This is a genomic window from Lacticaseibacillus camelliae DSM 22697 = JCM 13995 (assembly GCF_001436615.1).
GTDB classification, from domain to species: domain Bacteria; phylum Bacillota; class Bacilli; order Lactobacillales; family Lactobacillaceae; genus Lacticaseibacillus; species Lacticaseibacillus camelliae.
This window is the reverse complement of record NZ_AYZJ01000023.1, coordinates 1-26,846: the sequence shown is the minus strand read 5'-3', so window position 1 is coordinate 26,846 and position 26,846 is coordinate 1. Positions and strand designations below refer to the sequence as shown.

Genomic DNA, 26,846 nt, shown 5'->3' with positions numbered 1-26,846 from the left:
AAAATGAACCCCCACAACGAACATAAAGCAGACGTCCTAAACCGGCTCCACACCAACCGCAGTACCGGCCTCAGCCAGCAGGAAGCGGCGGCTCGCCTCAGCGAGTACGGCGAAAACGCCTTAGCGCAGGCCAAGCAGACCCCGGCCTGGAAGCAGTTCCTGCTCAGCCTGAAGGAGCCACTGGTCATCATCCTGTTCATTGCTGTCGGACTCGCATGGGCCAGCGCCGGCTACGATTTTTTCGTGCGCGACGACCCGGCTCACGGCATGGCCGCCGTGTACGAAAGCATCGCGATCCTCCTACTGATCTTCATTAATGCCGGCCTGTCCTTCTGGCAGGCCAAAAGTGCGCAGAAATCGCTGGACGCCCTGAAGGTCATGGCCGACCACCACGCCAAGGTCCTGCGCGACTCGGAGTGGGAAACCGTGCCGGCCAGCCAGCTGGTACCCGGCGACATTGTCAGCGTCAAAACCGGCGATTTCATTGAAGCCGACGTCCGCTGGCTCCATGTGGCCGAGCTGCAAACCAACGAGGCCCACCTGACCGGCGAGGCCGAGCCGGTCCAGAAGCAGACCCACGCCCTCGACGGCGACGCCCAAGTCGGCGACCGCACCAATATGGGCTTCTCCGGCGCAACGGTCACCCACGGCAACGGCCTGGGCGTCGTCGTGGCCACCGGGATGCAGTCCGAGCTGGGGAAAATTGCGACCCTGCTCAACCAGGTCGAAACCAAGAAAACACCGATTGAGCGCACCATTGCTGCGCTTTCCAAAAAGCTGATGATTGTCGCGATCATCATCGTCGCCTTCACGCTGATTCTTGAAATGGTCAAGGCCGTGCAGCAAACCGGTACACTGTCCTTTGAGGTCCTTGCCGAATCCCTGTCAACCGCCATCGCCTTAGCGGTGGCCGCCATTCCGGATGCCCTGCCGGCCGTGCTGTCAATCGTGCTGACGATCGGTGCGACCATGCTGGCAAAGAACAACGGCCTGATCAAGTCACTGAACTCAGTCGAGACCCTCGGCGCCACCAGCTACATTGCCTCTGACAAAACCGGCACCCTGACGCGCAACCAGATGACCGTCACGCGCTTTTACGCCAACGGTGCCAGCTACGTCGTCGAAGGCGACGGCTACGAACCGGTCGGCGAAATTCTGCCCGATGATGAAGACGACACGCCGGGCTTCACCCGCTTCATGCTTGCCAGTGTCCTGAACAACGATGCGGCGATCCAGGCGGACGAAGACGGCCGCAGCCAGCCTTACGGGAACCCAACCGACGTGGCCCTGATCGTTATGGGCCACAAGAGCGGGGTCGACCGCGACACCGTGCTCAACAAGGACCAGGCGCTGGACATCGACATCATCCGCGAGCTGCCGTTTGACTCTGAACGGAAAATGATGAGCGTCGTGATCAAGGACGCCGGCCGGTACCAAGTCCTGACCAAGGGTGCGCCGGACGTGCTGCTGGCAAAAACTGACCTGATCGAGGACCACGGCAAAATGATCCCCATCGCAGAGGGTCGCGCCGCTGTCGAACACCAGGTGAACCGCTTCGCCGAACAGGCCCTGCGCACACTGGCCGTTGCCGTCCGCGACATCGATGAGGCGCTCGCCCTGCACGGCACCACAGCCCAGCTCGAGCAGCACCTGACCCTGCTCGGGATCGCCGGCATCATCGACCCGCCGCGCCCGGAAGTCCGGCAAAGCGTGAAGGAGCTGCACCAGGCCGGCATCAATGTCGTGATGATCACCGGCGACCACGCTGTGACGGCGCGCGCCATTGCGCTGAAGCTTGGCATCGTGACCGACCCGAACGCCCGGGTGATCGAAGGAAAGCAGCTGGCCGCCATGGATGACGACACCCTCTTCCGCCTCGCGCCGGACATCCGTGTGTACGCCCGCGTTTCGCCTGAGCACAAGCAGCGCATCGTTCACGCCTTGCAGCGCCAAGGTGAAACCGTCGCGATGACCGGTGACGGCATCAACGACGCCCCGGCTCTGCGCGCCGCAGACATCGGCATCGCCATGGGCATCAACGGCACCGAGGTGACCAAGGACGCCGCCGACCTGATCCTGCTGGACGACCAGTTCACGACCATTGAAAACAGCGTCCGCGCCGGCCGCACCATTTTTGCCAACATCAAAAACTTCATGCGCCACGAGCTGACGACCAACGTCGCCGAGGTCCTCGCACTGCTCTTTGGGGTCCTGCTGATGACTCAGCCGATCGGCCAGGTTGCGGCGACAACACCGACGCTGACCGCGCTCATGGTGCTTTGGGTGAACATGGTGTCCGACGCCTTACCGAGCTTCGCACTGGGTTACGACGTGCCGGAGGCGGACCTCATGCACCGGCCGCCACGCAACGTGAAGCAGTCGATCCTGTCCGGCGTGCTCACCCGCATCTTCGTGCGCGGCACTGTGATGGGTGGGTTGGTCTACGTTGCCTTCGTCTGGGGCGCTGCCAGCGGCATGTCCGCCGGCCAGGCCCAGACCCTGGCCTTCCTGACCCTCGTGTTCGGCCAGCTGTGGCACGTGTTTGACGCCCGCAGTACCCGCACCCTGTTCCGCCGCAATCCGTTCAACAACCCTCGCCTCCTCATGGCCGTGGGCTTTGCGGCCAGCGCTTCCCTGCTGGTGACCCTCATGCCGTTTTTCAACGAGGTGATGGGCACCGCGCCGCTGTCGACCCCGCTGTACGCGGCGGTGATCTTCCTGCCGGCGATCCCAACCTTCATCCTGTCGGGCCTGAAGGAACTCTACTGGGCGCTGCGTCCAGGAAAAGGTGGCAAATCCCAGTCCGCTTCACCTAACGAAATCCCAGAGGCCGATTGACACTCCAACGGGGGCGCAGAAGGAGGATGGTCGGAGGCGGGATCGGCTCAGTGGCGAAATTGTTGTTAGCGGCTTGAGCTTAGAGTAAGCGGCTTTGCCGCATACTCTAAGCCATGCGCAGCTGCCGCTTACAACAAGATCCGACTGAGAGACTCGCTTGCGAGGCTCGAAGCGGTATCCGCCACGTTCCAGCCGAATCCCGCCGGAGACCATCCTCTGCCCCACAGTTTCGTCGTTGTATTTTCCCAGCAGAATGCCTACAATCGGGGTAACAATAGTGAGGTGAAAACTGTGGATGTTTATCACGCCATCAAAATGCTTCAGATTGAGCACCAACCGCTGAACCACTCGCAAGTCGTGATCATTGACGGCAACGGCAAGCCGCAATCGCAGCTGAGCGACCTGCTTTTCGACTGCATGAGCAAGATCGACCTCTTTACTGACCTCAGCACCACTGACACCTCGAGCGACGTGATCGATGATTTACACTTGCTCACGCCCCTGCCTAACGACGTGCTGGATGAGTATCAGAAGATCCTCGACCAGCCGATTTCCGGCATCAACATCGCGTCCCACAAAAACCTGGTCGAGTTGGTTTATGAGCCGCTCGTCTGATGGTTCACCAAGCCCAGCCGCCTCAGCGGTTGGGCTTTTTTGCGCCGTAAGCCACCAAAAAGGCCACCAGCACGATCCGTGTCAGTGGCCAGCCAAGGCTAGTTGTTGCTGAGGTCTTCGCCGTTGGTGGCGATGACTTTCTTGTACCAGTAGAACGAATCCTTCGGCGTGCGGGCCAGCGTGCCATTACCCTGATCGTCGCGGTCGACATACACGAAGCCGTACCGTTTCTTCATTTCGCCGGTGCCGGCGGAAACTAGGTCGATGCAGCCCCACATCGTGTAGCCCATCAGATCGACGCCATCCAGCGTTACGGCATCGCGCATGGCCGCGATGTTCTGCTGCAGGTACTCGATGCGATAGCTGTCGTGGACCTTGCCATCAGCGGTCAGTTCATCGGCCCAGCCAATGCCGTTTTCAACGACCCACAGTGGCTTGTGGTAGCGGTCGTACAGGTTGTTCAGCGCAATGCGCAGTACCTGCGGGTCAGTCGCCCAGCCCCAGGCATTGGTCTTCAGGTACGGATTCTTGACACCCGCCATGAAGTTGCCGGCATCGCTGCCTGCCGTCTTGTGCGTCGTAACGGTGTTAGAACCATAGCAGGAAAAGCTGAGAAAATCGGCCGGATAATGCGCCAGTAATTCGTAATCCTCTGGCGTGTCGTCGAGCTTGATCCCGTCACGAGCGTATTTCTTCAGGCGATAGGCCGGATAGTGCCCGCCGGTTTGGACATCGGCAAAGAAGTAGGTATCCTGCATGTCGACCTGCGCCTTGAGCTGATCGTTGGGGTCGGCCGTCAGCGCATACAGCGGACTGTAAGCCAGCATCTGGCCAATTTTGACATCGGGATCGATCTTGTGGGCCGCCCGCACCGTCAGTGCGCTGGCGACAAACTGGTTGTGCGCCCCTTGGGCCCGCGTCTGCTCGGTCGCGTTGATAATGCCACCGCCGAGAAAACCGCTCATGTCGATCATGTTGATTTCGTTAAAGGTCAGGTAGTAGTGCACCTTGCCCTTGTAACGTTCGATGACCGTCGTGGCGTACTTCACGAAGAAATCGATCAGCTTGCGACTCGCCCAGCCGTTGTACTTGATTGCCAGGTTCAGCGGGGTTTCGTAGTGCGACAATGTCACCAGCGGCTCAATGTCGTACTTCTTGCACTCATCGAAGACGTGATCGTAGAAGGCCAGACCCGCTTCGTTAGGCTCTTCGTCGTCCCCATTTGGGAAAATGCGCGCCCAGTTAATACTCAGGCGGAACACCTTGAAGCCCATTTCGCTCATCAGCTTGATGTCTTCCTGGTAATGGTGATAAAAGTCGGTGGCAATGTGGCTAGGGTAATATTCCCCGGGTAATACTGCCGGCTCCGCCCCTTCTGGAACCTGCCGGCCGGCCTGGCCGAACTGCATCGGGGTGCCGCCGGTTGCGCCGGTGGTCGGATTCTTCCAGGTGACCCGGCGCGGCTTGTCGTAAGCCCCAGCAGTCATCACATCGGCGGTGCTCAGGCCTTTGCCACCATCGCGGTAGCCGCCCTCATACTGGTTGGCGGCAGTGGCGCCGCCCCACAAAAAGTGATCATCAAATGCCAAGTTAAAAACTCCTTTCTGGCTCACCGCTGGTCGCCAAAGGCTGCCAGCGGACATGATCAGTGTAACCCAGAAATCGTGAAAACGATGCCACTTTTTTATTCAAGACCCGCCGAAGCGGCTTGATGTGCTACGCTTGTCACTAGAAAGAAGGCACACACCATGGTTAAATCTGACCGCACCACATCGCCTGACTGGGTGCTTGCGGCGGGCTACCTCATTCCTCAGCTGGGCTTGCAGTGGCTGCACCAAATCGGCTGGCTCGCCTTAGTCTTCCCACCGGTCGGCGCGCTCTGCTTGTACCTGGCTTTACGACGCGAACCGCAGCCAGTCTACAAGCGCCTGATTCCTTGGGGCTTCGTCCTCGCCGCTGGGGTCATGATCGTCATGTTGTTTTTCGCCTGATTACCAAAGGAGTTTATAACGATGAAAATTGAACCCATTACCCCGAAAAAGTTTGACGCCAGCCTTGACGTCATCAGACAGGCTTTCGCCGGGGCCGCCCACACCGACGGCCACGAAGCGGAGTTGGTCGAGAAACTGCGCAAGAGTCCCACCTACGATCCCGACTACGATGTCATTGCCACCAGCGACGACGGTGCCGTGATCGGCAGCGCCCTGCTCTCCGCGGCCAAGATCATCAGCGACGCGCAAACTTGGCCGGTATTTGTCCTGGCCCCGCTGGCCGTGTTGCCTGCCTACCAGCACCAAAGCGTGGGCAGCAACCTCATCAAATACCTGGAAATGCAGGCTGGTGAAGACGAGCGCATGGCCATCAGCATCCTTGGCGACCCCAAATTTTACGGCCGCTTCGGTTACCTGCCGGCTAGTCAGTATGACATTACCGGTCCCTTCACAGGCGCCGAATTCATGATCAAACCGATTCGCCAAGGCGGCTTGGAGAACGTGTCCGGCCGGCTTGAATACGACCCGGCGTTTGGGCTTTAAAACGCAACGGCCAGGTTTGACCCGCCCTGCCGTTTCACGTGAAACAGCCTGAATTTAAGCCAAGGCCCATGGCAATGCTGCCATGGGTCTTTTGCTAACCAGCGCTAGGCTGTTTTTCCGGACAGCCACAGGCCCACCAGAGTCAGTGCGGCCCCCAGCATGATCAGCGGCGTGAGTGGCTCGTGCAAGAGCCACACGGAAAAGGCCAGCGTGATCACCGGTACCAGGTACATGTAGACACTGGTGCGCACCGTCCCCAGCCGCTTCACCGCGAAGCTCCAGGTCACAAAGCACAGTGCACAGGCGCCGATGCCCAGAAACAGGAAGTTGCTCAGATTGACCGGCTGCACCAGCTCATGCCAGTCCAGCTTGAAGCCAAACAGCCACGTCAGCGGCAGCATGAATAAGATCCCATAAAAAAACGTATGGCGGGTGGCCTGAATCAGATTCACATCCAGCGTCCCTATTTTGGCCGTCAGGAGCGAATAAACAGCCCAGACCAGCGCGGCCAGAACGGCCAGTGCGTCCCCCAGCCAGTGACCGACCATCGCGACTTCACTGTGGTCGCTGACCAGGATCACGCCGCTCATCGCCACCACAAACCCAATGTAAAACCAGCGGTTAGGCAGCTTGGCGTGCAGAAAGACGACCGTCAGCAGCGCCATGAAAAACGGGGAGATCGTGACGATGATGCCCACGTTGCTGGCGGTGGTTTGGGTCAGCGCTAAGTTTTCAAGCAGGTAGTATAAGGTGATGCCGCTGAGTCCGGCAAAAACAAACAGCCATTCCTGCTTTGGCCGCGCCAGCCTCACGCGACCTGGCCGCATCATGAGTAGCGTCAAATAACCGATCACAAACCGCGTGAGTAAAATCTCGAGCGGGCCAAAGTGCCTCAGCAGCACCTTGGTCGCGATATAAGTCGTCCCCCACAGCAGAATCGTGAACAGCGCTGCCAAATGGCCGGCACGTGATTGTTCTTTTTGCAAATGGCCGTCCCCCTACTTGAAATAATCATTAAGTCAACATTATAAACTTACCTCACGGATATTGCTTAAGCGGCCGTGCGACCACATTTTGGCCCATCAGGTGCCGCCCAAACCGGGCATCAATAATCGTCCGAGGTACCGCTTTCGCCTAGTCATGCGTATAATAGAGGTATTAAAGAACAAAATACCAAGGAGGACCATCGTGAAAGTTAGAAAAGCAGTTATTCCGGCAGCCGGGCTCGGCACTCGCTTCCTGCCTGCCACCAAGGCGCTGGCGAAGGAAATGCTTCCGATCGTCGACAAACCGACCATTCAGTTCATTGTCGAAGAGGCCAAGGCCAGTGGAATCACCGACATTCTGATCGTCGAAGGTAAGAACAAGCGCAGCATTGAAGACCATTTTGACTCGAACCCCGAGCTTGAACAGAACCTCCAGGAAAAAGGCAAGACAGCAATGCTGAACCTGGTCCACTCGACCACTGACATGGGTGTCAACCTCTTCTACGTGCGTCAGACCCATCCCAAGGGCTTGGGCGACGCGGTGCGTCTGGCAAAGTCCTTCGTCAACGATGAGCCGTTTGTGGTCATGCTGGGCGATGACCTCATGATGGACAAGGTGCCGCTCACCCAGCAGCTGATCAACGAGTACGAGCGCACCCACGCCTCGATCCTCGCCGTCAAGCGGGTCCCCCACCAGGACGTGTCGGCCTACGGGGTCATCGATCCCGAAACCGAAGTGTCTGAGGGCCTGTACAACGTTCGCAAATTCGTTGAAAAGCCGTCTGTTGACGATGCGCCAAGTGACTTGGCCATCATCGGCCGCTACCTCCTAACGCCGGAGATTTTTGACATTCTGGAGCACCAGAAGCCGGGCAAAGGCAACGAAGTCCAGCTCACCGACGCCATTGATACGCTGAACCAGACCCAGCGTGTGTTTGCCCACGAGTTCAAGGGCAAGCGCTACGATGTCGGCAACAAGTTCGGTTTTGTGGAAACCAGCGTCGAATATGGGCTGACTCACCCGGAAATCAAGGATGAACTGCACGACTACATTCTCAGACTCGCCGACCGCATTAAAAAAGAAGACGCGGCCAAGGCGAAGGGCAATGCCAAGAAATAACTGCTGACAGCTGAGCCCCGATCAGAAATCATCAGATTTCTGATCGGGGTTTTTGCATACCCTGCGCGCCAATGAAAATTTCCTGCGGCGGCGAAGGCCCCCTTTCAATCCTATTTTGATGAGGTGAAAAATGGCTTAAGTGCTTGCCCCACTTTCATCTTGCCCGGTTCGGTGGTACGCTTAATCGTAAACTTTTTCACTGCGGAGGCCATCATGACACAGCATCAAGCATCCCCGTCCGACCTGGTGCCGGACGGCCACCATCACATGACAATTCACTGGCACAACTTCGTCAAGGACGATGAGGTGCTGGTGACCGAGGCCAGTCTGGCTGAGCGCGCCAGCATCGTCGGCCGCGTTGGGTTGATGCTGCTGGGAGCCGGCACCGGGGCTTGGCGCGTCCGCGAGGCGATGAACAGCGTCGCCCGGCCGCTGGGGCTCACCTGTGCCGCCGATGTCGGCCTGATCTCCATCGAGTACACGTGCTTTGAGCACGGCCACCACTACTCGCAGACGATGTCGCTGCCCAACAGCGGCGTCAACACCGACAAGCTCCACGCGATGGATATTTTCGTCAACAACTTCGCCGAGACGCTGACCAATTTGACCGTCCACCAACTCCACACGGAGCTGGATAAAATTGATAAAAAGCGCGGTAATTACACCCCGTTTCAGGTCGGCCTGGCCTCGGCGCTCGCCTGCGCAGCCTTCGTGTTTCTGCTTGGCGGTGGTCCCATTGAAATGTTTTGTGCCTTCTTCGGCGCTGGTGTGGGGAACCTGGTCCGCCGCCTCATGCTCGACCGTCACATCACCCTATTCGCCAACGTCTCAGTGGGCGTGGCAGCCGCCTGCCTGACTTACGCCGGTGTGTTTGCCCTGCTGCAGCTGGCCTTCCATGTGGCAGCCGCGCACGAGGCCGGCTACATTGGCGCAATGCTGTTTGTCATTCCCGGTTTTCCCTTCATTACCTCAGGGCTGGACATGGCAAAGCTCGACATGCGCTCCGGTCTTGAGCGCGGGATGTTCGCCATCTTAACGATCGTCGTCGCGACGTTGACCGGCTGGGTCGTCGCCATGATCATCCAGCTGCGGCCGCAAAACTTCCTGCCGCTGGGGCTAAGCTTCTGGCCGCTCCTCGGCCTGCGCCTGGTCGCCAGCTTCTGCGGGGTCTTCGGCTTCTCTCTGATGTTCAACAGCCCAGTCAAAATGGCCACCACGGCGGGCCTCATCGGCGCCGCCGCCAACACGCTGCGCCTGACGCTGGTCGGCTTTGCCGTGCCGGCCGCGGCAGCCGCGTTTCTTGGCGCACTGCTTTCCGGCCTGCTGGCGTCTCTGGTCAATTCGAAAAATGGCTACCCGCGCATCTCACTCACCGTGCCCGCCATTGTGATCATGGTGCCTGGCCTGTACATGTATCGCGCCATGTTCAACCTCGGACTGTCCAACCTCGACGTTGGCGGCACCTGGTTGATCCAGGCCGCGATGATCGTCGTCGCCTTGCCCCTGGGCCTCGCCTGCGCGCGCATCCTCACCGACAAGAGCTGGCGTCACGCCGACTGAACTAGATGATCGCAAAGTGCTGGGCCGGCGAGCCCAGCACTTTTTTGGCCATTGGCGTTAGAATTGAGGCGAGGTGATCATATGGATCAAAATTGGCTTGACCAGCTCCCCATCGAACCGGTAACTTCGTATCAAGGCGTTCACGGCGGCGACGTGAACGAGGCGTATCACCTGAACACTGCCAAGCGCGAGTTGTTCCTGTTAGTCCAGCCCGGCCAGCCTGCCAGTTTTTATGCCGGTGAGATCGCCGGTCTGAAAGCATTCCAGGAAAACGACATTAACGCCCCGCGCGTGCTGGGCAATGGCGCAATCGATGGTGCCGGCTACCTCTTGCTCAGCTACATGACCAGCGGCACCGGCGACCAGGCCGCCCTCGGCCATCTAGTCGCGAAACTCCACCAGGTTAAAAGTCCCAATGGCCGCTTCGGCTTTGATCAACCTTACGCCGGCACCTCGGTCAGCTTCGACAACGCGTGGACCGACACCTGGACCGAGCTGTTCGTTGACCGCCGTCTGGACGTGCTGGACCGCGCGCTCACGCACAAGGGCCTGTGGACTGCCGCCGACCACACCCGCTACCTGGCCGCCCGGGCCAAAATTGTCGCCGCGCTGGCCAAACGCGCCAGTCAGCCTGTCTTGCTGCACGGCGATCTGTGGTCCGGCAATTTCATGTTCACAGCAAATGGCCAGCCGGCGCTGATCGACCCGGCGGCGCTATACGGTGACCGCGAATTCGACATCGGCATCACCACCGTGTTCGGCGGCTTCAACGACCGCTTTTACCAGGCCTACGCGGCGGATCTACCGCTCGAACCCGGCGCGGGCAAGCGGCTCGACTTTTACCGGCTGTACCTGCTCATGGTGCACCTGGATAAGTTCGGCAGCAGCTACGCGCGGCCGGTGAGTCAACTCTTAGGTAGAATCATTGCAGACTGAGGCCAGTCGCATAAGGGCTTCGTGCGCTGCCCTTCGCAACCTGTTTTGAAAGCGGCTTCCATCAGTGGTTAAATGAACTTAGCGTGTATTCGGCGCATTAACTATTCTTGGAGGCAGAACTTATGAGTGTTTTTCCTAAAGGATTTCTGTGGGGCGGCGCCATTGCCGCGAACCAAGCGGAAGGCGCCTGGCAGACGGATGGCAAGGGCCCGTCGATCAGCGATGTGACCCCACACGGCCTGGGCGGCGAAATTGACAAAAAGCCCATCCCCGGCAAATACTACCCGAACCACGAAGCCATTGATTTTTACCACCGCTACCAAGGCGACCTGCAGTACATGCAGGAAATGGGCTTCAACTGCTTCCGGACGTCGATCGCCTGGAGCCGGATTTTTCCCGATGGCGAAGAGGCAGAACCTAACGAGGCCGGCCTGAAATATTACGACGACCTGTTTACTACTATGCACAAACTGGGCATGGAACCCGTCGTCACCATCAGCCACTACGAGACCCCGCTGGCGCTGCACGATAAGTACGGCGGCTGGACCGACCGCCACCTGATTGACCTGTACGAAAAGTACTGCCGCGTTTTGTTCACGCGTTACGGCAAAACCGTGCATTACTGGATGACATTCAACGAGATGAACAATACCCACACCATCCCCTTCGCAGCCGCCGCGATCGACGTCACCGGCGACGTCGACCACAAGACGCAGCAGATGTACCAGGCCGAGCACAACATGTACGTGGCCAACGCCAAGGCGGTGCGGCTAGCCAAACAGCTGATGCCAGACGCACACATGGGCATCATGCTGTCGCTGAGCCAGGCCGCCGTGTACCCAGCGACCCCGGCACCCAAGGACGTGTTCGGCGCCATGCAGCTCCAGCGGCGCACGTTTATCTCCGCCGACGTTCAGCTGCGCGGTGAGTACCCCGGCTATGCCAAACGCATTTTCAAGGAGCACCATTTTGAGCTCGAAATGGGCCCAGACGACCTGCAGCTGATCCACGACTACCCATCTGAGTACCTCGGTTTCTCTTACTACCGGTCCTCGACTTACGCCGATGGCACGCCGATTTACGGCGACACCGGCGGCGTGGTCGGCCGGCCGAACCCATACCTGAAGTCCACCGACTGGGGCTGGCAAATCGACCCGCTCGGCCTGCGCTGGATCTGCAACCTGGTTCAGGACCGTTACAACTGCCCAATGTTCATCGTCGAAAACGGCCTCGGCATGAAGGACACCGTGAACGCGGACGGCAACATTCACGACCCGGAGCGCGCGGACTACCTGAAGCAGCACGTGCAGGCCATCGGCGAGGCCATCAAGGACGGTTGCAACATCATAGGCTACACCTGGTGGGGCCCGATCGACATCGTCTCCGCCGGCACCGGCCAGATGAGCAAGCGTTACGGCTTCGTCTACGTTGACCGCGACGACGAGGGCCACGGCACCCTCGCCCGCAGCAAAAAAGACAGCTTTGAGACTTACAAGCAGATCATCGCCAGCAACGGTGAGTGCGTCTTCGACAAGTAGCGCAATAACGGCGCGACTGCTTCGTGATGAAGCGGCCACGCCGTTTTGATTACTTATCTCGCAATACTGACTGTTTTTAAGGGCTGAACCGACAAAAATCCCCACAACTCAGAGTGAATTGTGGGGACATCACGCAAATTTATGTCAAGGTACCTAGCTGAAACACTGAGCGCTCAGGCACGCCGGCGCTTGAAGCCAACGAGGCTCCCAAGTGCGGCCAGAATACCCAGCCCAGCAGCGGCGAAAGCGGCATTCGTTTCATCACCAGTCTTGGGTAATTGGTTGCCGTTTTGACTCGCACTCTTACCAGCCGGGCGATTGATTTGAGTCCCAATTGCGGCCGCCAGTTGGATGGCAGCTGGCGTCCCATTCGGGTGACCAGCCTCGGCGCCGTTCTGAGCACGGTTACCACTGGTGCCATCAGCAAGCTTGGTTGGTGTCTTCGTTGCGGTTTTCACGATGAAGACGTTGGCCTTGATCTGTGCGAGAAGGCTCTTAGCCTGTGTGAGGATGGCAGTGTCTGCAGCAAGTTGTGCGTTCGGTTGCTTTGCAGATGCCATTGCCGTCTCAAGGTCAGCCTGTGCCTGAGCTAATGCTTGGTTGGCCGCATCGAGGCTTTGCTTTGCAGCAGGCTGAGCGTCTTGAGCTGCTTTTAACGCAGCATTGGCATCGTCAAGTGCTTTTTGCAACTTTGCCCGCGTATTAGCAGCATCAGTTAAATCCTTAACGTGCTGCTGAGCAGTAGCCAGTGCTGCTTCTGCAGTTTTGACCGCTGCGTCAGAGGTGGTCTTAGCGCCTTTAGCTTCAGTTAGTGCAACTTGAGCTGACTCCAATTTGGCCTGCGCGGCGTCCACTGCCTGCTGAAGCTGAGTGTCTGATTCGGATTGCGCGGCTTCAGCACTGCGCGTCGCGGTTGTTTTGACAGTATCTAAGTTATCCTTAGCCGTCGTCAGCTGACTCTGCGCCGCTGCTAAAGCAGTGTTAGCCGATGTTACTTTTGCATTAGCCGCAGTCAAAGCCTGGCTTGCTGTCTCCGAGTTGGCCTTCGCTTTGGTCAAGGCAGCCGTCGCTTTTTTAACATCCGCTGCCTTGGAACTGGGCTTCGTACCAGAAACGTAGACAAACTTGTAGTTAACCAGACCGACACGACTTTGAGAAACGGCAAGTGATGGATTTATTTCTGCATTTATAGCGTCGTATGCGGCCATATAGTCTTCATATGATGGGTAATCCTCAGGTGATTCGTCCTTCATATAGTAGTCGAATGCAACAGCATTAACTTTTGGATTGTATCCTAGTCCGCTATCCGCTATTTCACTAAACAGTAAGTTTGTACGATGTCCATAATGAAGACTGCTGCCAGCAGGAAAGACATTCTCCGACTCGTCAAACCATCCCATCAAGAGACTGTACGCAAACTCCTGATCACTGCCGTACCAAGAACTAGGGTATGTACCGGCCAAGTTCTCACCGGAATTGGGTTGTACGTTTTTGTGTTCCAGAACCCCAGTCTGCGCCGCGGCCTGTTTATTCGCATACGCCATGCCTCGATCAGTAGGTGCAAGACTACCAGTGACCCCGTTCGCCGCTCGCAACTCGTTTAAATACTGGTAGAAGTATTTGACAACATTTGACCAGTTTACAGTGTACTTTGATGGATCTCCATTAACGGTCACCACGGTAGTCGTCTTGCTGGCAGGCTTAGAGTCGGGCCAATTAGCAGTATTATAGTCGTGCTCCGCAATCGTTTTACCAGGGATCGTAGCAGACTCAGCGTTTGCTTTGTCTAATGCTGCCTGGGCAGCGGTAACAGCCGCAGCGGCCTTAGTGCTGGCTGTCTTCGCAGCATTGGCGGCCTTGGTGGCAGATGTCACGTTCGCTTTGGCAGAATCGACAGCCTTCTGAGCGGCGGTCACCTCGCTAGTTGCTTTGACTACTGCAGGGTCTCCGGAAATGTCAATGGCCGTTCCCTTCGCCGCCTGGGCTGCCTTAGCTTGGGTGACGGCAGTTTGTGCTGCGTCAACGTTCCCCTGAGCAGTTTCAACGGCCTTGCCAGCGGCCGTTTGGACGGTCTTTGCCGCAGCCGCATCGGCTGCGGCATTGGTCACTGCTTTGTTGGCAGCATCTTGGTCATCCTGAGTCGGATCGGCAGGAACACCATCGAGCGCCTTTTGCGCTGCAGCCTGGGCTGACGCTGCACTCTTGATAGCCGTGCCATCAGCATTCGCCTGGGCGGCCTGCTGAGCCTTGGTTGCCTCTTTGACGGCGGCTTGGGCTTTAGTCACTGCTGCGTTTGCCGGATCAGCTGTCTGATGGTCCTGGTTGACCGTCTTCTGCGCGGCATTAACGTCGGCTTGCCCAGCCGCCACATTTGCATCATACTCCGCTTGTGACTTTGGCTTAGTTGTCGCCATGGCTTTATTAGCCTTATTCGTTGGCGCGGCGGCTGTTGTTGCTTGGGCATCGGTTGCAGCGCTGGCTGTATCGCTGGTATCGGCATGAACTGGTGCCGCCTTGACTGCCATCAAGGCGATGGCAGCCATCGACGTATAAATAAGACGTTTACTGTTTGTGGTCATAAAAGATCCTCCTCCAAAGATAAAAATCAAAATTGAGCTGATGCTGAACTGCTGAACACACGCCCAAAAACATTCCCCCGACACACGCGACCCATATGGTAAAAAGTGCGCAAAAATGGCCAACCTATCCAAGAAATAACCCTGACAATCAACGCATTTGTTACTAATATGCAAATGCTTGATTTCAAGATTCTCTTTGCTAGGTTGGCCAACCATTTTTTGAAGTTATGCGTGCGTATACAACGAATAATATACTGCGAAAAAGGCAGTCGCACAATAGGCAGCGTGATCACTAACCCTCACAGAATTTCATCGCCATCTATCGATTCTTCTATTTTGCGGGCGTGGTTTCGCGCAGCTCCAGCCTGAACGGCACATCAATTTGACGCTTCTCCTTGGGCAAGTCTGTAATGGCGCGAACTGCCTCATCGACAGCCATCCGGCCGATCAGGTTAAAGTCCTGGGTGACACTGGAGATCTTCGGCCGGGTTTGCTCACAGATTTGGGAGCCGTCGGTACTGATAATGCCCCACTGGTGAGTGAAGGCGCCGTCGCGGTCGATCAAACCGTTAATAATACCCAGCGCGCCATCGTCGGAGGTCGCAAACACGGAGTCGACGTCGGCGTTATCGGTGTAGTATGGCACCGCATCGAGACCGGACTGATAGCTGTACTTGCCATCGCCAACGAACAGCCACTCAGGCCGGTACGTGATCCCCGCCGCTTTCAGCGCTGCCTGGTAGCCGGCAAACCGCTGGGTGCCGACGATGTCCTTTTCCGGGTCGGCGCCGACAAAACCGATGCGGCTGTACCCTTTGTCAATCAGCGTGCGCGTGGCCAATTGGCCCATCTGGTAGTCGTTGGACGATACGTAAGACAAATCGAGCGCGTAAGCGCTGGCGACTTCCTGCGGGTAGATGCCGGCGCGCTTGATCAGGTCGATGATGGCCTGGTCGGGGTGCACAGAGAGGAAAAGAATGCTGAAAACGCGCCGCTCGATCAAGTCCTCCACGACTTTGCGAATGGCGGTTTGATCATCCCGCTCGGCGATCATGATCAGCACGTCGACGTCACTTTGCCGCGCCTGCTCGGTAATGCCGCGAATAACGTGAAAGTTGGAGTCGGTTTCCGCCGGGTAGTTAATGACCCCCAGCGTCGTCTGCGTGTGACTCGCTAGGTCTGACGCGGAGCGATTCTTGTAGTAACCAAGCTCATCCGCAATGGCCCGCACTTTTTTCGCTGTGGCTTCGGAAAAGCGCCCCGTGTTGTTTAAAATTCGCGACACGGAAGCGGCGGATAAGCCGGCCTTTTTCGCAATATCTTCGATGGTCACACGCATGGTAATGGTCCTCCTCAACGTCGAGTCTTCGCGTAAGCGCATACGCAACAGCTTCATTTTAGCTGTCTTGACGAATAAAGAGAAGCGTTGGTGTGACGGCTTCGGTTGGCTTAGAAAAAATTGCGCAAACGCATCCGCAAAATAGTTATGAGATTTTATAAATTCAGATTCTCGCTCATTAGGGCTTTACAAACTCATGAAAGCGTTTAGAATATGAATTGAGCGTTGGGTAAGCGCTTACGCATTTAGGCCTTAGCTCTGGCTGCCTGGTCAGAACAGGGCTGTCATTTTCTGGCTTTTGAGTAAACGTTTACTCAAAAAATTGGGACTTTTCCCGCCAACGCATTTTAAATCGGAGGTCATTAACATGAAAGGTTTAGTACTCACTGCTGTTAAGAAGATGGAAATTCAGGATCTGCCCAAGCCGAGCGTCTTACCGAACGAGGTCCTGGTGCAAACCAAGTACGCCGGCATCTGCGGCACGGATCACGCGCTGTACAACGGCCTGCCCGGTTCCGCCAAGGCCGTCCCACCAATTGTCCTCGGCCATGAAAACTCCGGCGTTGTCGCCGCGGTCGGCGCAAACGTCACCAATGTCAAAGTCGGCGACCGCGTCACGGTGGACCCCAACATCTACTGCGGTCAGTGCTACTACTGCCGCACCGGTCGTCCAGAACTCTGCGACCACCTGTCCGCGGTCGGCGTGACTCGCAACGGCGGCCTGGCGGAGTACTTCACCGCGCCGGCTTCCGTTGTTTACGAACTGCCAGACAGCATCTCCTTCAAGGCCGGCGCGACCATCGAGCCGATTTCCTGCGCGGTTCACGGGGTGCAGCTGCTGCACCTGACGCCTTACGCTAAGGCACTGGTCATCGGCGACGGCTTCATGGGCCAGCTGTTCGTTCAGATCCTGCAGGCATACGGCGTGCACCAGGTCGATTTTGCCGGCATTATCGATGACAAACTGGCGCTCAACAAGAAGCTGTTCAACGTTAAGAACACCTATAACACCACCCGCGACACCCTGCCAAGCGACTACGATATCGTCGTTGAAGCGGTCGGCAAGCCGGAGACCCAGGAACAAGCGGTCAACGCCACCCGCAAAGGGGCCCAGGTCCTGATGTTCGGCGTCGGCCACCCAGACGCCCACTTCCAGATGAACACATATGAGATTTACCAAAAGCAGCTGACCATCCAAGGCTCCTTCATCAACCCGCACGCGTTTGAAGATTCCATCGCGCTGCTGGCCAGCGGCAAGGTCAACGTCGATCCCCTGATCAGCCACGAACTGGAACTCAACCAGGTCGAACCCGTGCTGCAAGGCAAGGTCGCCGGCGTCTCCAAGGCCGTCGTTAAAGTCGGCTAAACCGGTCAGATCACGCAGAGTCGCTCAGGCGGCTCTTCTGCGTTTTTGGAAAGGAGTCTCACCATGCAATTAGGCAGTATCGAAGCCGGCGGCACCAAGTTCGTTTGTGCGGTCGGCGATGAAAATTATCACACCCAGTCGCGGCAGGTCATCCCGACCACCACGCCGCGGGAAACGCTGGCCGCGGTGAACGCCTATTTCGCGCAGTTCCCCGCTCTCAAGGCCATGGGCATCGCCTCATTTGGGCCCATTGAGATCCGCCGCCACTCGCCCAAGTACGGTTACATCACCAACACGCCCAAGCCTGGCTGGTCGAACACCGATTTTGTCGGCGCCATTCGTCAGCAGTTCAAGGGCCCCATCGCCTGGACCACCGACGTCAACGGCTCGGCATACGGCGAATACGTACTCGCCTCGCTGTTCAACGAAAAAATCGCCTCGCTGGTTTACTACACCGTGGGCACCGGGGTCGGCGCCGGCGTCGTGGAAAATGGCCAGTTTCTCGGCACCCTGGGCCACCCCGAAATGGGCCACGTCTATGTCAAGCGTCACCCGGACGACCTGAACTTCAAGGGCATCTGCCCGTTCCACGGCGACTGCTTGGAAGGCCTCATCTCGGGACCCACCTTTGAAGCCCGGCTGGGAAAACCCGGCAAGGATGTGCCACTGACCGACCACGTCTTCGACATTCTGGCGTACTACATCGCTCAGGCCGCGATCCAAAGTACCCTGACGATCCGGCCGAACAAAATCGTCTTCGGCGGCGGGGTGATTTCCGAACCACTGCTGGTCAAGGTGCGCGCCCAGTTCAAGCAGCTGCTCCATGATTACGTGGCAGTCGGCCCACTGGATCAGTACCTCACCATGCCGCAGGCCAAAGACAACGGCTCGGCGACAATTGGCAACTACGCCTTGGCGCTGAAGGAATACAACCGGTAATTTGAGAAAGGAGCACCACCTCATGATCATGGATCATGTGACCGGGATCTCGCACATTGGGATCCCGGCAAAGAACCTGGACGAAACCATCCGTTTCTATGAAAGCATCGGCTTCAAGTGCCTCGGCATTTTTCACAATGGCCCAAACCGCTGCGGTTTTGTCGCTTACCAGGACCTCATGATCGAGACCTGGGAAGGCGATCAACCTGCGCTGCAGGCCGGCGCGATCAACCACGTCTCACTGAACACCACCGACGTCGACGCCACTTACGCCGCCGCGAAAGCGCAGGGCTTGAACATTGTCGAAAACGAGATTCAAAGCATCCCCAGCTTCTGGGACCACGGCATCCGCTTCTTCAACATTCTTGGCCCGAATCACGAAACCATCGAATTTTGCCAAAAGCTCTAGGAGGCGTTAAGGCATGGCACTGCTGATCGCACTGGTCCCGGCCCTCACCTGGGGACTCATGGCCACCATTACCACCAAGCTCGGCGGCACCGCCGGGCAGCAAACCCTCGGCACCAGCCTGGGCGCGCTCGTTCTCGGCCTGGGCGTGTACCTGCTGTACGTCCTGCCGCACGGCGTAACCATCCCCGCCAGCGTCTGGTTGACCGGGCTGCTTTCCGGCATGTGCTGGTCGCTGGGCAACACCGGGCAGTACCTGGCCTACAAGGACCTCGGTGTGTCCGTTGGCCTACCGCTGTCGACCGCGGGCCAAATCGTAGCCAACGCGGTGATGGCTGCCGTCGTCCTCGGCGGCTGGACCACCGGCAAAATGTGGGGCTTTGGCACCCTAGCGATTTTGATCATCGTCTTTGGGGCCACCCAAATCTCCGGCCGCAGCAAAACCGGCGCAAGTCAAATTGCGCCTAGCAAAATGCGGCACGGCCTGATCGTGCTGGCCTGGTCCACGTTAGGCTTTATGCTCTACTTCGTGTTCCCGAACCTGATGGCAAAGCTGGGCATCGTCTCTGCCAGTTTTCACGCCGCAGACCACGGTCTGACCTACATGACCGCCGTGATTTTGCCCCAGGCGATCGGCCAACTCATTGGCGCCCTAGTGCTGATCAGCGCAGTGTTCCACGAGAAACACTTGATCCTCGAAAAGCACTCGTTCACCAACATCCTGACCGGCCTCACTTGGGCCGTCGGCAACTTGTGCATGCTGATTTCGGCGGGCAACCCCCAGGTCGGCCAAACCGTGGCGACCACCCTTTCCCAAATGTGCGTCATTGTCGGCACTTTCTGCGGCATCTTCCTGCTGCATGAGCGCAAGAGTCACCAGCAGATGCGGCACATCGCTGTAGGTACACTGCTGATGGCCCTTGGCGGCATGATCATTGCTAACTTGTAGGCCGCATTCCTGTTGTTTGTCACGGCCACTACCGCTTCTCTATCGATGAACGCTGCGGCCATGAGCGTCATTTCGGCAAAAAAAGCCCACCTGGTGAGTGATTCACTAGGTGGGCTTTACTATAGGGAGGGGAAGAGAACATGCCAATCCAGCCTCAGTCAACTCAGACGAACAAGCCGGTTTGAGTCGATCAGAGTACCATGGTAATAAAAAACGATCCTCAGCTTCCTGGGGATCGCCAAATTGATTTTCGATCCAAGCACGCGAACAAAGTTCTCGCACCCGATGTGAACCAACACTCCTGCAAAAGTCTCCCCCAAGACTAATGCCTGTAACGTAATCATTATATCTATTCTGAAAAATATATCAAGAAAAACACGAAGAATGATTATTTGCCGGTTTTGATAATGTTTACCCCATTTATCAAGCCATTATAATAACATTCTCTTCTTTTTTCCGTATTGTCTTTCGCTTTGAGCTTAACTGATTCCCTATCAATGGCCAGTTGCTGTAGGAAGCCGCCTGATTCGATAACGGGCAGCCGCCACCGTCACTTCAAATCATCACGCCACTGACGTTCTGATCAATAATAATTTACATTATTTAACTTTTCGGGCATGCGCCCACACCTGCCAGCCTACCCAATTGGCCAGTTGCCGGCAGTTCTATCGTTTAATTTCCCAGCGATCATTTGAAACAGTCACTGCTTCAGCCTGACCTTTTTTCGGGTAAAACCGCAGCTTCTGTTGGCGCAGTTTTTTCTTACCGACTTTCACCCGCCACCGGGTAGGCGCAAGTTCCTTGAGGAGGTAAACCCCGCCTGGCAAATGTTCGATAAACACCTGACCGGTTTCATCCGACTTGACTTCGAGGACTTTGCCTTGCCTGTACAGTGGCTTGCCGTTTTTCTTGCAGAGCTGGTAAACCGCGCCTGAAACCGGATGTCCTTCAAGATCAACGCGATAAAACAAGAGATTGAAAACATGCCGTCTGAGCAGCAGCGTATGAATGCGGCGGCCCATCGCCCACGCCAGCACAAAGAGTGCCCCAATAGCCGCAAGTAAAATAGCGAGCTGCTGCCAACGCTCGCGCTGCTGCGACCCGGCGACATCATGTGCCACCGCGGGCGTGTATGGCACCCGATGCCCGGTGATCAAAAGCCGATGGCTGTTAATCATGTACGGTGTGCACGTGAGTAGCGTCGCCAGGTCCTTACCTGCTTCAATCCTGAGGACATCTGTATCATCCGGCTTCACAACTTGGATGCGGAAGACCTTGTAGGCTAAGTGTTTATCGAACACCTTCAGGACAAAGAGATCGCCTTTTTTTACCCTATTCAGGTCGGAGAACAGTCGCCGGTCGACCAAGCCCCGGTGTCCGGCGATGACCGTATGTGTGTTGGGGCCGCCAACCGGCATCGATGTGCCAGGCACAACGGCGGCGCCGACTTGCAGCGTGGCTTCCGTCAGGGTTTTAAACAGTGGCACCGTCAGTTTCAGCTTGGGAACAATGACATCCCCAATCATGTCATGCTTAAGGTCCACCGTTTGCTTTCGACTCAAACCCGAGAATGGATCGGCGTTCGCATGAATCCCACTTTTTTTCAGTGCTGCGTTGCGCCGCCTCATCGCCGCAAGCTGGTCATCGGCATTCTTCTGGTTTGCTCGCTGAGTCTGAGCCGCGCGATAGTTATCCAGCAGGTCGTTCAGCCCGCCCACGTAAAACGGGTATAAGGCAACCGCCGCACCAAAAATCAGGAACAGGAATGCGATGATTTGGGTGGCAAGATAGGCGCGTGGACGCTGTTTTCGCTTTGACATCGGGGCCTTCCTTCCTGTTTAATGCGAAAAAACGCCGCCTAAGCAGCGCTTTTTCGTCATTCTTGACGTTTTAGTATCAATCAGACTTCTTCGTGACGGCTGCCCTTCTTCAGGAAGAAGAAGGCACCACCCATGACTGCAAGCCCAATGACAATCAGGATGTAGATCCCCATCCCACCGGTGTGCGGCAAGATGCCCTTTGGTGTGTTGTTGATCTGCTGATCGGTAGGAATGCTGCCTACGTCAGAATAATCACTATCAGCGCTGACCGTAAACTTCGTCACTGGTGTGTCACTCAAGACGTAACCCTCTGGCGCTTTGGTTTCTGTCAGCGTGTAATCACCGAATGGCAGGCCTTGAATCTTTAGCAGGCCATCCTCGCCCGAGATGAACTTGGTTGCCTGATCCTTGTCATCCGTAAAGGTCACTGCAAGGGTGTCGGGGTCTTGCACAGCAAATTTCCCATCGCTGTTTTTGACTTCAAACTCCGCGCCTGTCAGACCCTTTTTACTGTTAACGTCTTGCTTCTTAAAGTCAGCTTCACCGATTTCAGGCTTTTGATGACTGTGAATGTCCGTCCCGGGATTGTTGCCAGGAGTCACGGTCAGCTGGTTGTCCAATGGCTGGCCAGCCGCGGCGTCCTTAGTAATAGTTGCATTGTAAGTCACATTAAGAGTTTTGCCGGCACCAGCCAGAACAGCTGGCGAGTAATCCTTGTCCATCAGTAAAGAAATCGAAAATCCTGTCGCTGAGGCAGTGAGCTTATAGTCCGTGTCTGCCTTTAATTCCGTATCACCTAGGGTCACCTTAATCGAATCAGTATCGATTGCTAGCCCTTTATCTGGCGTATCCTTAATATCAAACTTGTCGTATTTCGCCACTGAAAGATCTGCTGGGATGGCCGCTTTGATCGAGTAGTTCAGAACCGCACCGATTTGTGAGCTAAAGGTACCGTCCTTGTCTGGCGCGCCAGCATTGGTGATATCCTTTGTTGCTGTCTCTTGTTCAACGTTCTTGGGATACAGCTGGATATCCTTGTTAACCGTCGTCTTATCAGACTTGTACAGCGGCAGTGCCACAACGAGCGGCGTGGCCTGCTGAATGGTGGTCTGACCGGTCACCACGGAACTGGTTTCGACAAACAGGTAAACTGCATGGTGACCATCGATGGTCGCAGGCAGATCAGAGAACGTTGCTAACCCGTCCTGATCGGTCGTTTTAGTCTCCGCTTCCGCCTTAGTCGGTGTATCCGTGTCACCCTTGGCATCAGCGTCAGTATCGCTGGCAGCAGCCGCATTGACCGGCTTAGCGTATGCCGGGGCGCCGGCTGCGGCATCCTTTTGGATCGCCGCCTGCGCATCGGTCGTGGATTTGCCATTTTGCAATAATTGCTGATACTGATCGGTCACATCGTAAACGGCAAAGGTCGCCCCTTCGAGCGGCTTCCCGGCCTTTAACGCATCTGGTTCGGTCTCGCCATCGTTTTGAACCTCTGGCGAAACCGCATGATCAAACGCCAGCTTATGCAACGTGATGTTCACGGTGTCCGGTGTGTCAGCTGCGGCAACGGTCTGGACCCCCACGGCCGCCTGCAACACCAACGGTAAAATCAGTAACGCACTCGCTAAAAAGTGCTTTAACGTCCCTTTTTTCATTTGTTACACTCCCTACCTTGTCTTAAATGTCGTTTCCAGTAGTAAACAGTAAAGCCGATAATCAGTGATCCTAACAATGCCAAGCTTGCTTTCGCTTCCCCTGTCTGTGGGAGATGTCCCCAATAATGTGTCAAACGGGGCCCCGGGCCATTACCACCTGGGGTCTTCGGCGGGACAGCTTTAATTGGGTTGTAAATGCGCAGCTCAGTACGGCTTGCCTCACCACGTTGAACCCGATCGGCAAGCAGCGGCCTCAGTGCAACGCCGTTGACCGTGATCTGAGCCATGGTGTCCGCACGCGGAATGCTGAGCCTGATTTGCTGTGCTTGCCGAGTCAGTGCATAGCCCTTGGGTGCCTTCAGCTCCTGAACCACATAACTGCCAGGCGCCAGCGGAACCCCTTTCAACATGACCAACCCGTCTGCCTGCGAGTGCATCTTCAGCACCCGGTGATCGGCCAAGGGTGACTTGGTCTGAAGCCACCGCTGTGCGGTGGTCAGATACGCGCCCGCTCGGCGAACGGCAAAGATTGCCCCTTTTAGCGGCGCCGTTTCCCGGCCGGACCGCCCGTACTTGTAAAAGTACACCGCCCGCTGGACGCGCACCGCTTTCGTGACGATCGTGACGCCTTGCGCCTGATTCTCCTGCGGAAAACTCAGGACGATCGGCAGCGCCTTCTCATTCACGTTCAGGGCATTGGTTGGGTCAAAGCCCGGCGTGGTCTGAACAATCAAATAAGCGTTACCCCAGGCACCAGAAACGGCAAAGTGGGCTGATCCGCCGGCATCAGTTTCAACGTTGGCCACCGGTCGCAGATGTTGCTGCTTGATAAAGGCACCGATTGCCTGATCATCCTTTTGGCCCAGCGCTTCTGCCAGCCTTGAAACCGGCTCGCCGCGGACACTCCGCTCATGCGCCGTAGCCGTCATATCGTAAACGGTGAAGTGGGCAAACGCGCCGGGCCGGGTCGGCTGTCCTCTAGCGCTTTGCTGGTTCACCACGTGCTGAATCGTCACTTGGACATCCGTGGCGGCAGCCACCGGATGTCCGCGGCCAAAGGCCAGCATCAGTATGCCGAGAAGGAGCACAATCAGTGAGTTGATTTTTTTCATCATGCTTCCTCCCTTCGCTTTTGCACCCAGGACCAGGCGAAAAGAAGCACAGCAATCAACGCTGCCAAACCGCTAAGCAAAACGGCCTGCAGCGGCCCGGTCCCGCCAGTCGCGGGCAGCCGACCGCGCGGCGTATCGGTCACTGTGAGGGTGATCTGATTGCCTTGAGTCGAGATGTCAACATTGCCTTTGAAGTCACCATTCAAACTCACTGCATCACCCTGAATCGTGGCACTCCCAGTCAACGCATCATATCCACCAGGTGGGGTCGTTTCCTCCAAGGTGTACTGTTGATTTGCCGTTGACTGAAGCTGCTCATCAACCGCAGTGCCATCATCACCGGTGGTCAACGTCTTCGGTGCACCGGTAGTTGGGGTCAGGGTGAACACCGCACCCTTAAGCGCGGTGTGAGTGGCCTTGTCGTGCTTGATGATTTTTAAACTCAAGTACTTGTGGTCAGTCTTCACCACGTGCAGGAGCTGACCGCGATATTGATCAGACGCATCGACGTACAGGCCATCGACTGGTTTCCCATCTTCAGTTGGCGCGGTGGTGCCCAGGGCCTTGCCGGCACCGGTCAGCCACTTACCGTCCTTGGTCAATGTCACAGTCTGCGGCGTGGGATCAAGTTGATACCCGGTTGGCGGCGTCGTCTCAGTGATCTGGTACGTGCCTGGCGCAAGCGGCGCCGTCGCACCGGGTTTGATTGTCTTTTCGAAACCAGCGGGACCGGTGACGGTAAACGTGACACCATCAGTCAGCTCCTGGCCAGAATCGGCGTCAACCTTCTTCACCACCAAGCCGTATTGAGTGTTCGTGACGGTCGTCCCGTCAGTCGACTGCTGATAAGTGTCGGCAGCGTGGTCGGCGACCTTCGCGCCGGTTTCCTGAACGGTGTATGTCAGTTTGTGCCCGACTGCGTCTTCCATCGGGAGATCACCAATCGTGTGCTTCCAACTGGCCGGATCCTGCAGTTTGCCGGTAAGCGTCACCACATCCCCATAGGCCTTGCCTTCGTGCCCATCTTGATGCTGATAGAGCTGAAAACCGGCTTCACCCGCGGCATCCGCATCGGTGAGCGACTTCCACTTCTTCTGAATGGTGAGGCTGGTCGTCGGGATTTTCGTGTCCGTCGCAACGACATTACTTCCTGGAGTAGACTGAAAATTCAGATCCCAGCGATGACTGGTGTCACCAGTCTTCACACTTTTAGCAATGATTGAGCCGTACACGTGACCGCCAGTGTTGACCGTAATATTGGCGTCTGGCGCCAATATCGTACCCAGAAAATCATCATTGCCGATTGGAATCGTGGCGTCTTTCGGATAGCCATAAAAGTTCCACAAGACTTTGGCTTTACTGGAGTCCTTGAGATCATCCCCCGTGAGGCCCTGAAGCGAAATGTTCCCCGCCCGGCCAGAATCGATCTGGCTTGGATCGTAACCGGTGAAATCAACGTCGATGATCAGCGGCGTGGCGTCGGCGGCGTGGAAGTCACGCCCAGTAAAATCGATATGGCTCGCCGCCTCGCCGCCAACCGCATAAAGCTGCTTCCAACTTAGGTTGACATACGTCGCATCGGGAATTGACCCCGTCTCGACCTTTTTCGGCTCAGAATCCACGCGATACCCAGCGGGTGCAGTGGTCTCTACAAAGGAATAAGTCCCGGCTTTAGAAACAGACACATTGATCTGGCCTTGCTTATCGGTCAGGAATTTAGTGGGGTCACTCGTCTTATTCGCGTCATTGACCCAAAGATCGTCCTGACTTGAATCTAACGGCTTGCCCGCCGAATCAACCAGCCGGTAAACCGCGCCAGGAAGAAGGGCGCCATCCTCAGCCTGTTTCGTGAGCCGCAGTGGGTAGGGCACACTTTGTAAACTATCATCGCTAAGATCGATGCTTAGGAGGTTATCATTGGTTTTTTGATACGTTTTGCCCTTGTTGGCAAACAGTGCCGACACTGCCCGCAGCCGATCAAACTCTGTCTTAAAGTCAATATAGGGAGCCGCGTCAGTGTCCTGGTAAACCTCATTGGCCTTGAGCGTGTTGTTCTTGACCCCCGCAATGGCCACCGCATGACCGTTATCCGCAGATGTCAATGAGGTGGTCGGCCCGGTCACGAACTTTTGCGACCGGCCAGAGTCTAGGGCCGCGCTTTGAATGCCCTCGATGGTTTGCAGGTAATTGATTTCCTCGCCGTCAGGCTCGATCCCTTTTAGGCCCTGAGAAGTGCCAAAATCGTGCGTCCCGTTAAAACTTTGGGCGGCGACGTTGCCATCTTCCGAGGCCCCCAGGTCGGCATTCAGCGTAAAAATATGGAACCGTTGAGCAGCCCCAAGCACGTCATCTCGTCCCGCCTGATTATCCTGATAATAATCGCCCGCGGCCTGGGGGGCGATTCCATCACCGCGAGTCGTCACGGCAGGCAAATAAGCAAAATTACCCAAAGTCATCACAGCAACTAGGCACAAACGGATCAACCGAATGGTATTTCGCTTCCTCAATTTTCAAGTCAAGTGCAACGATGATAACGAATCCTTGATAGTGGTCT

20 protein-coding genes are annotated in these 26,846 nt (G+C 56.6%); 12 read left to right on the top strand and 8 right to left on the bottom strand.

Annotated features, from left to right (window positions below; all coding sequences use genetic code 11):
- Nucleotides 1-3 precede the first annotated feature (3 nt).
- Together FC75_RS04330 and FC75_RS04325 are read left to right on the top strand one after the other, a co-directional pair.
- Nucleotides 4-2,838 carry a cation-translocating P-type ATPase gene (locus FC75_RS04330; protein ID WP_056989237.1) on the top strand — a complete coding sequence of 945 codons (2,835 nt, stop codon included), beginning with the start codon at nucleotides 4-6 and terminating at the stop codon, nucleotides 2,836-2,838.
- Between the two features lie 315 nt (nucleotides 2,839-3,153).
- Nucleotides 3,154-3,453, top strand: a complete 300-nt coding sequence (locus FC75_RS04325) for a hypothetical protein (RefSeq protein WP_379909673.1) — start codon at nucleotides 3,154-3,156, stop codon at nucleotides 3,451-3,453.
- A gap of 98 nt (nucleotides 3,454-3,551) precedes the next feature.
- Here FC75_RS04325 and FC75_RS04320 read toward each other — a convergent pair whose 3' ends face one another.
- Nucleotides 3,552-5,042, bottom strand: a complete 1,491-nt coding sequence (locus tag FC75_RS04320; RefSeq protein WP_054661272.1) for a glycoside hydrolase family 1 protein — start codon at nucleotides 5,040-5,042, stop codon at nucleotides 3,552-3,554.
- Nucleotides 5,043-5,201: 159 nt separating this feature from the next.
- On the opposite strand from FC75_RS04320, the gene FC75_RS04315 reads away from it, so the two are divergent.
- Nucleotides 5,202-5,444 carry a hypothetical protein gene (locus FC75_RS04315; protein WP_054661269.1) on the top strand — a complete coding sequence of 81 codons (243 nt, stop codon included), beginning with the start codon at nucleotides 5,202-5,204 and terminating at the stop codon, nucleotides 5,442-5,444.
- A gap of 21 nt (nucleotides 5,445-5,465) precedes the next feature.
- On the top strand, nucleotides 5,466-5,987 hold the full coding sequence (locus tag FC75_RS04310; protein ID WP_054661266.1) for a GNAT family N-acetyltransferase: 522 nt from the start codon (nucleotides 5,466-5,468) through the stop codon (nucleotides 5,985-5,987).
- A gap of 104 nt (nucleotides 5,988-6,091) precedes the next feature.
- Here the strand turns inward: FC75_RS04310 and FC75_RS04305 are convergent, their stop codons facing one another.
- A complete protein-coding gene (locus FC75_RS04305; protein WP_054661263.1) occupies nucleotides 6,092-6,973 on the bottom strand; it encodes a DMT family transporter in 882 nt (293 codons plus the stop codon).
- Nucleotides 6,974-7,175: 202 nt separating this feature from the next.
- Here FC75_RS04305 and galU point away from each other — a divergent pair, with 202 nt between their 5' ends.
- The 4 genes from galU (at nucleotide 7,176) to FC75_RS04285 (ending at nucleotide 12,127) form a co-directional block, all read left to right on the top strand.
- A complete protein-coding gene (gene galU, locus FC75_RS04300; RefSeq protein ID WP_056989236.1) occupies nucleotides 7,176-8,093 on the top strand; it encodes a UTP--glucose-1-phosphate uridylyltransferase GalU in 918 nt (305 codons plus the stop codon).
- Nucleotides 8,094-8,306: 213 nt separating this feature from the next.
- On the top strand, nucleotides 8,307-9,653 hold the full coding sequence (locus FC75_RS04295; protein ID WP_054661257.1) for a threonine/serine exporter family protein: 1,347 nt from the start codon (nucleotides 8,307-8,309) through the stop codon (nucleotides 9,651-9,653).
- Nucleotides 9,654-9,734: 81 nt separating this feature from the next.
- Nucleotides 9,735-10,589 (top strand): fructosamine kinase family protein, encoded by an 855-nt coding sequence (locus FC75_RS04290; RefSeq protein ID WP_056989235.1) that lies wholly within the window; start codon nucleotides 9,735-9,737, stop codon nucleotides 10,587-10,589.
- A gap of 122 nt (nucleotides 10,590-10,711) precedes the next feature.
- Complete coding sequence (locus FC75_RS04285; RefSeq protein ID WP_056989234.1) at nucleotides 10,712-12,127, top strand: glycoside hydrolase family 1 protein; 1,416 nt, start codon at nucleotides 10,712-10,714, stop codon at nucleotides 12,125-12,127.
- A gap of 173 nt (nucleotides 12,128-12,300) precedes the next feature.
- Here the strand turns inward: FC75_RS04285 and FC75_RS04280 are convergent, their stop codons facing one another.
- Together FC75_RS04280 and FC75_RS04275 are read right to left on the bottom strand one after the other, a co-directional pair.
- Nucleotides 12,301-14,706: an LPXTG cell wall anchor domain-containing protein gene (locus FC75_RS04280; RefSeq protein ID WP_056989233.1), complete on the bottom strand. Its 2,406-nt coding sequence runs from the start codon at nucleotides 14,704-14,706 to the stop codon at nucleotides 12,301-12,303.
- A 331-nt stretch (nucleotides 14,707-15,037) separates the two neighbouring features.
- Nucleotides 15,038-16,045, bottom strand: coding sequence for a LacI family DNA-binding transcriptional regulator (locus tag FC75_RS04275; protein ID WP_056989232.1), 1,008 nt, complete (start codon nucleotides 16,043-16,045; stop codon nucleotides 15,038-15,040).
- 367 nt (nucleotides 16,046-16,412) lie between these two features.
- On the opposite strand from FC75_RS04275, the gene FC75_RS04270 reads away from it, so the two are divergent.
- From FC75_RS04270 to FC75_RS04255, 4 genes are all read left to right on the top strand, one after another.
- Entirely contained in the window at nucleotides 16,413-17,411 is a 999-nt protein-coding gene (locus FC75_RS04270; RefSeq protein WP_056989231.1) for a zinc-dependent alcohol dehydrogenase family protein, read from the top strand.
- Nucleotides 17,412-17,474: 63 nt separating this feature from the next.
- A complete protein-coding gene (locus FC75_RS04265; RefSeq protein ID WP_056989230.1) occupies nucleotides 17,475-18,350 on the top strand; it encodes an ROK family protein in 876 nt (291 codons plus the stop codon).
- Nucleotides 18,351-18,372: 22 nt separating this feature from the next.
- Nucleotides 18,373-18,759 carry a VOC family protein gene (locus FC75_RS04260; RefSeq protein ID WP_056989229.1) on the top strand — a complete coding sequence of 129 codons (387 nt, stop codon included), beginning with the start codon at nucleotides 18,373-18,375 and terminating at the stop codon, nucleotides 18,757-18,759.
- Between the two features lie 13 nt (nucleotides 18,760-18,772).
- On the top strand, nucleotides 18,773-19,705 hold the full coding sequence (locus FC75_RS04255) for a GRP family sugar transporter (RefSeq protein ID WP_056989228.1): 933 nt from the start codon (nucleotides 18,773-18,775) through the stop codon (nucleotides 19,703-19,705).
- A gap of 665 nt (nucleotides 19,706-20,370) precedes the next feature.
- Here the strand turns inward: FC75_RS04255 and FC75_RS04250 are convergent.
- From FC75_RS04250 to FC75_RS04235, 4 genes are all read right to left on the bottom strand, one after another.
- Entirely contained in the window at nucleotides 20,371-21,525 is a 1,155-nt protein-coding gene (locus FC75_RS04250) for a class C sortase (RefSeq protein ID WP_056989227.1), read from the bottom strand.
- An 80-nt stretch (nucleotides 21,526-21,605) separates the two neighbouring features.
- Nucleotides 21,606-23,180 (bottom strand): SpaH/EbpB family LPXTG-anchored major pilin, encoded by a 1,575-nt coding sequence (locus FC75_RS04245; protein WP_056989226.1) that lies wholly within the window; start codon nucleotides 23,178-23,180, stop codon nucleotides 21,606-21,608.
- On the bottom strand, nucleotides 23,177-24,292 hold the full coding sequence (locus tag FC75_RS04240) for a pilin N-terminal domain-containing protein (protein ID WP_056989225.1): 1,116 nt from the start codon (nucleotides 24,290-24,292) through the stop codon (nucleotides 23,177-23,179). Before FC75_RS04240 ends, FC75_RS04245 begins: the two co-directional genes overlap by 4 nt.
- Complete coding sequence (locus FC75_RS04235) at nucleotides 24,292-26,766, bottom strand: SpaA isopeptide-forming pilin-related protein (RefSeq protein ID WP_235808701.1); 2,475 nt, start codon at nucleotides 26,764-26,766, stop codon at nucleotides 24,292-24,294. Before FC75_RS04235 ends, FC75_RS04240 begins: the two co-directional genes overlap by 1 nt.
- Nucleotides 26,767-26,846: the final 80 nt, after the last annotated feature.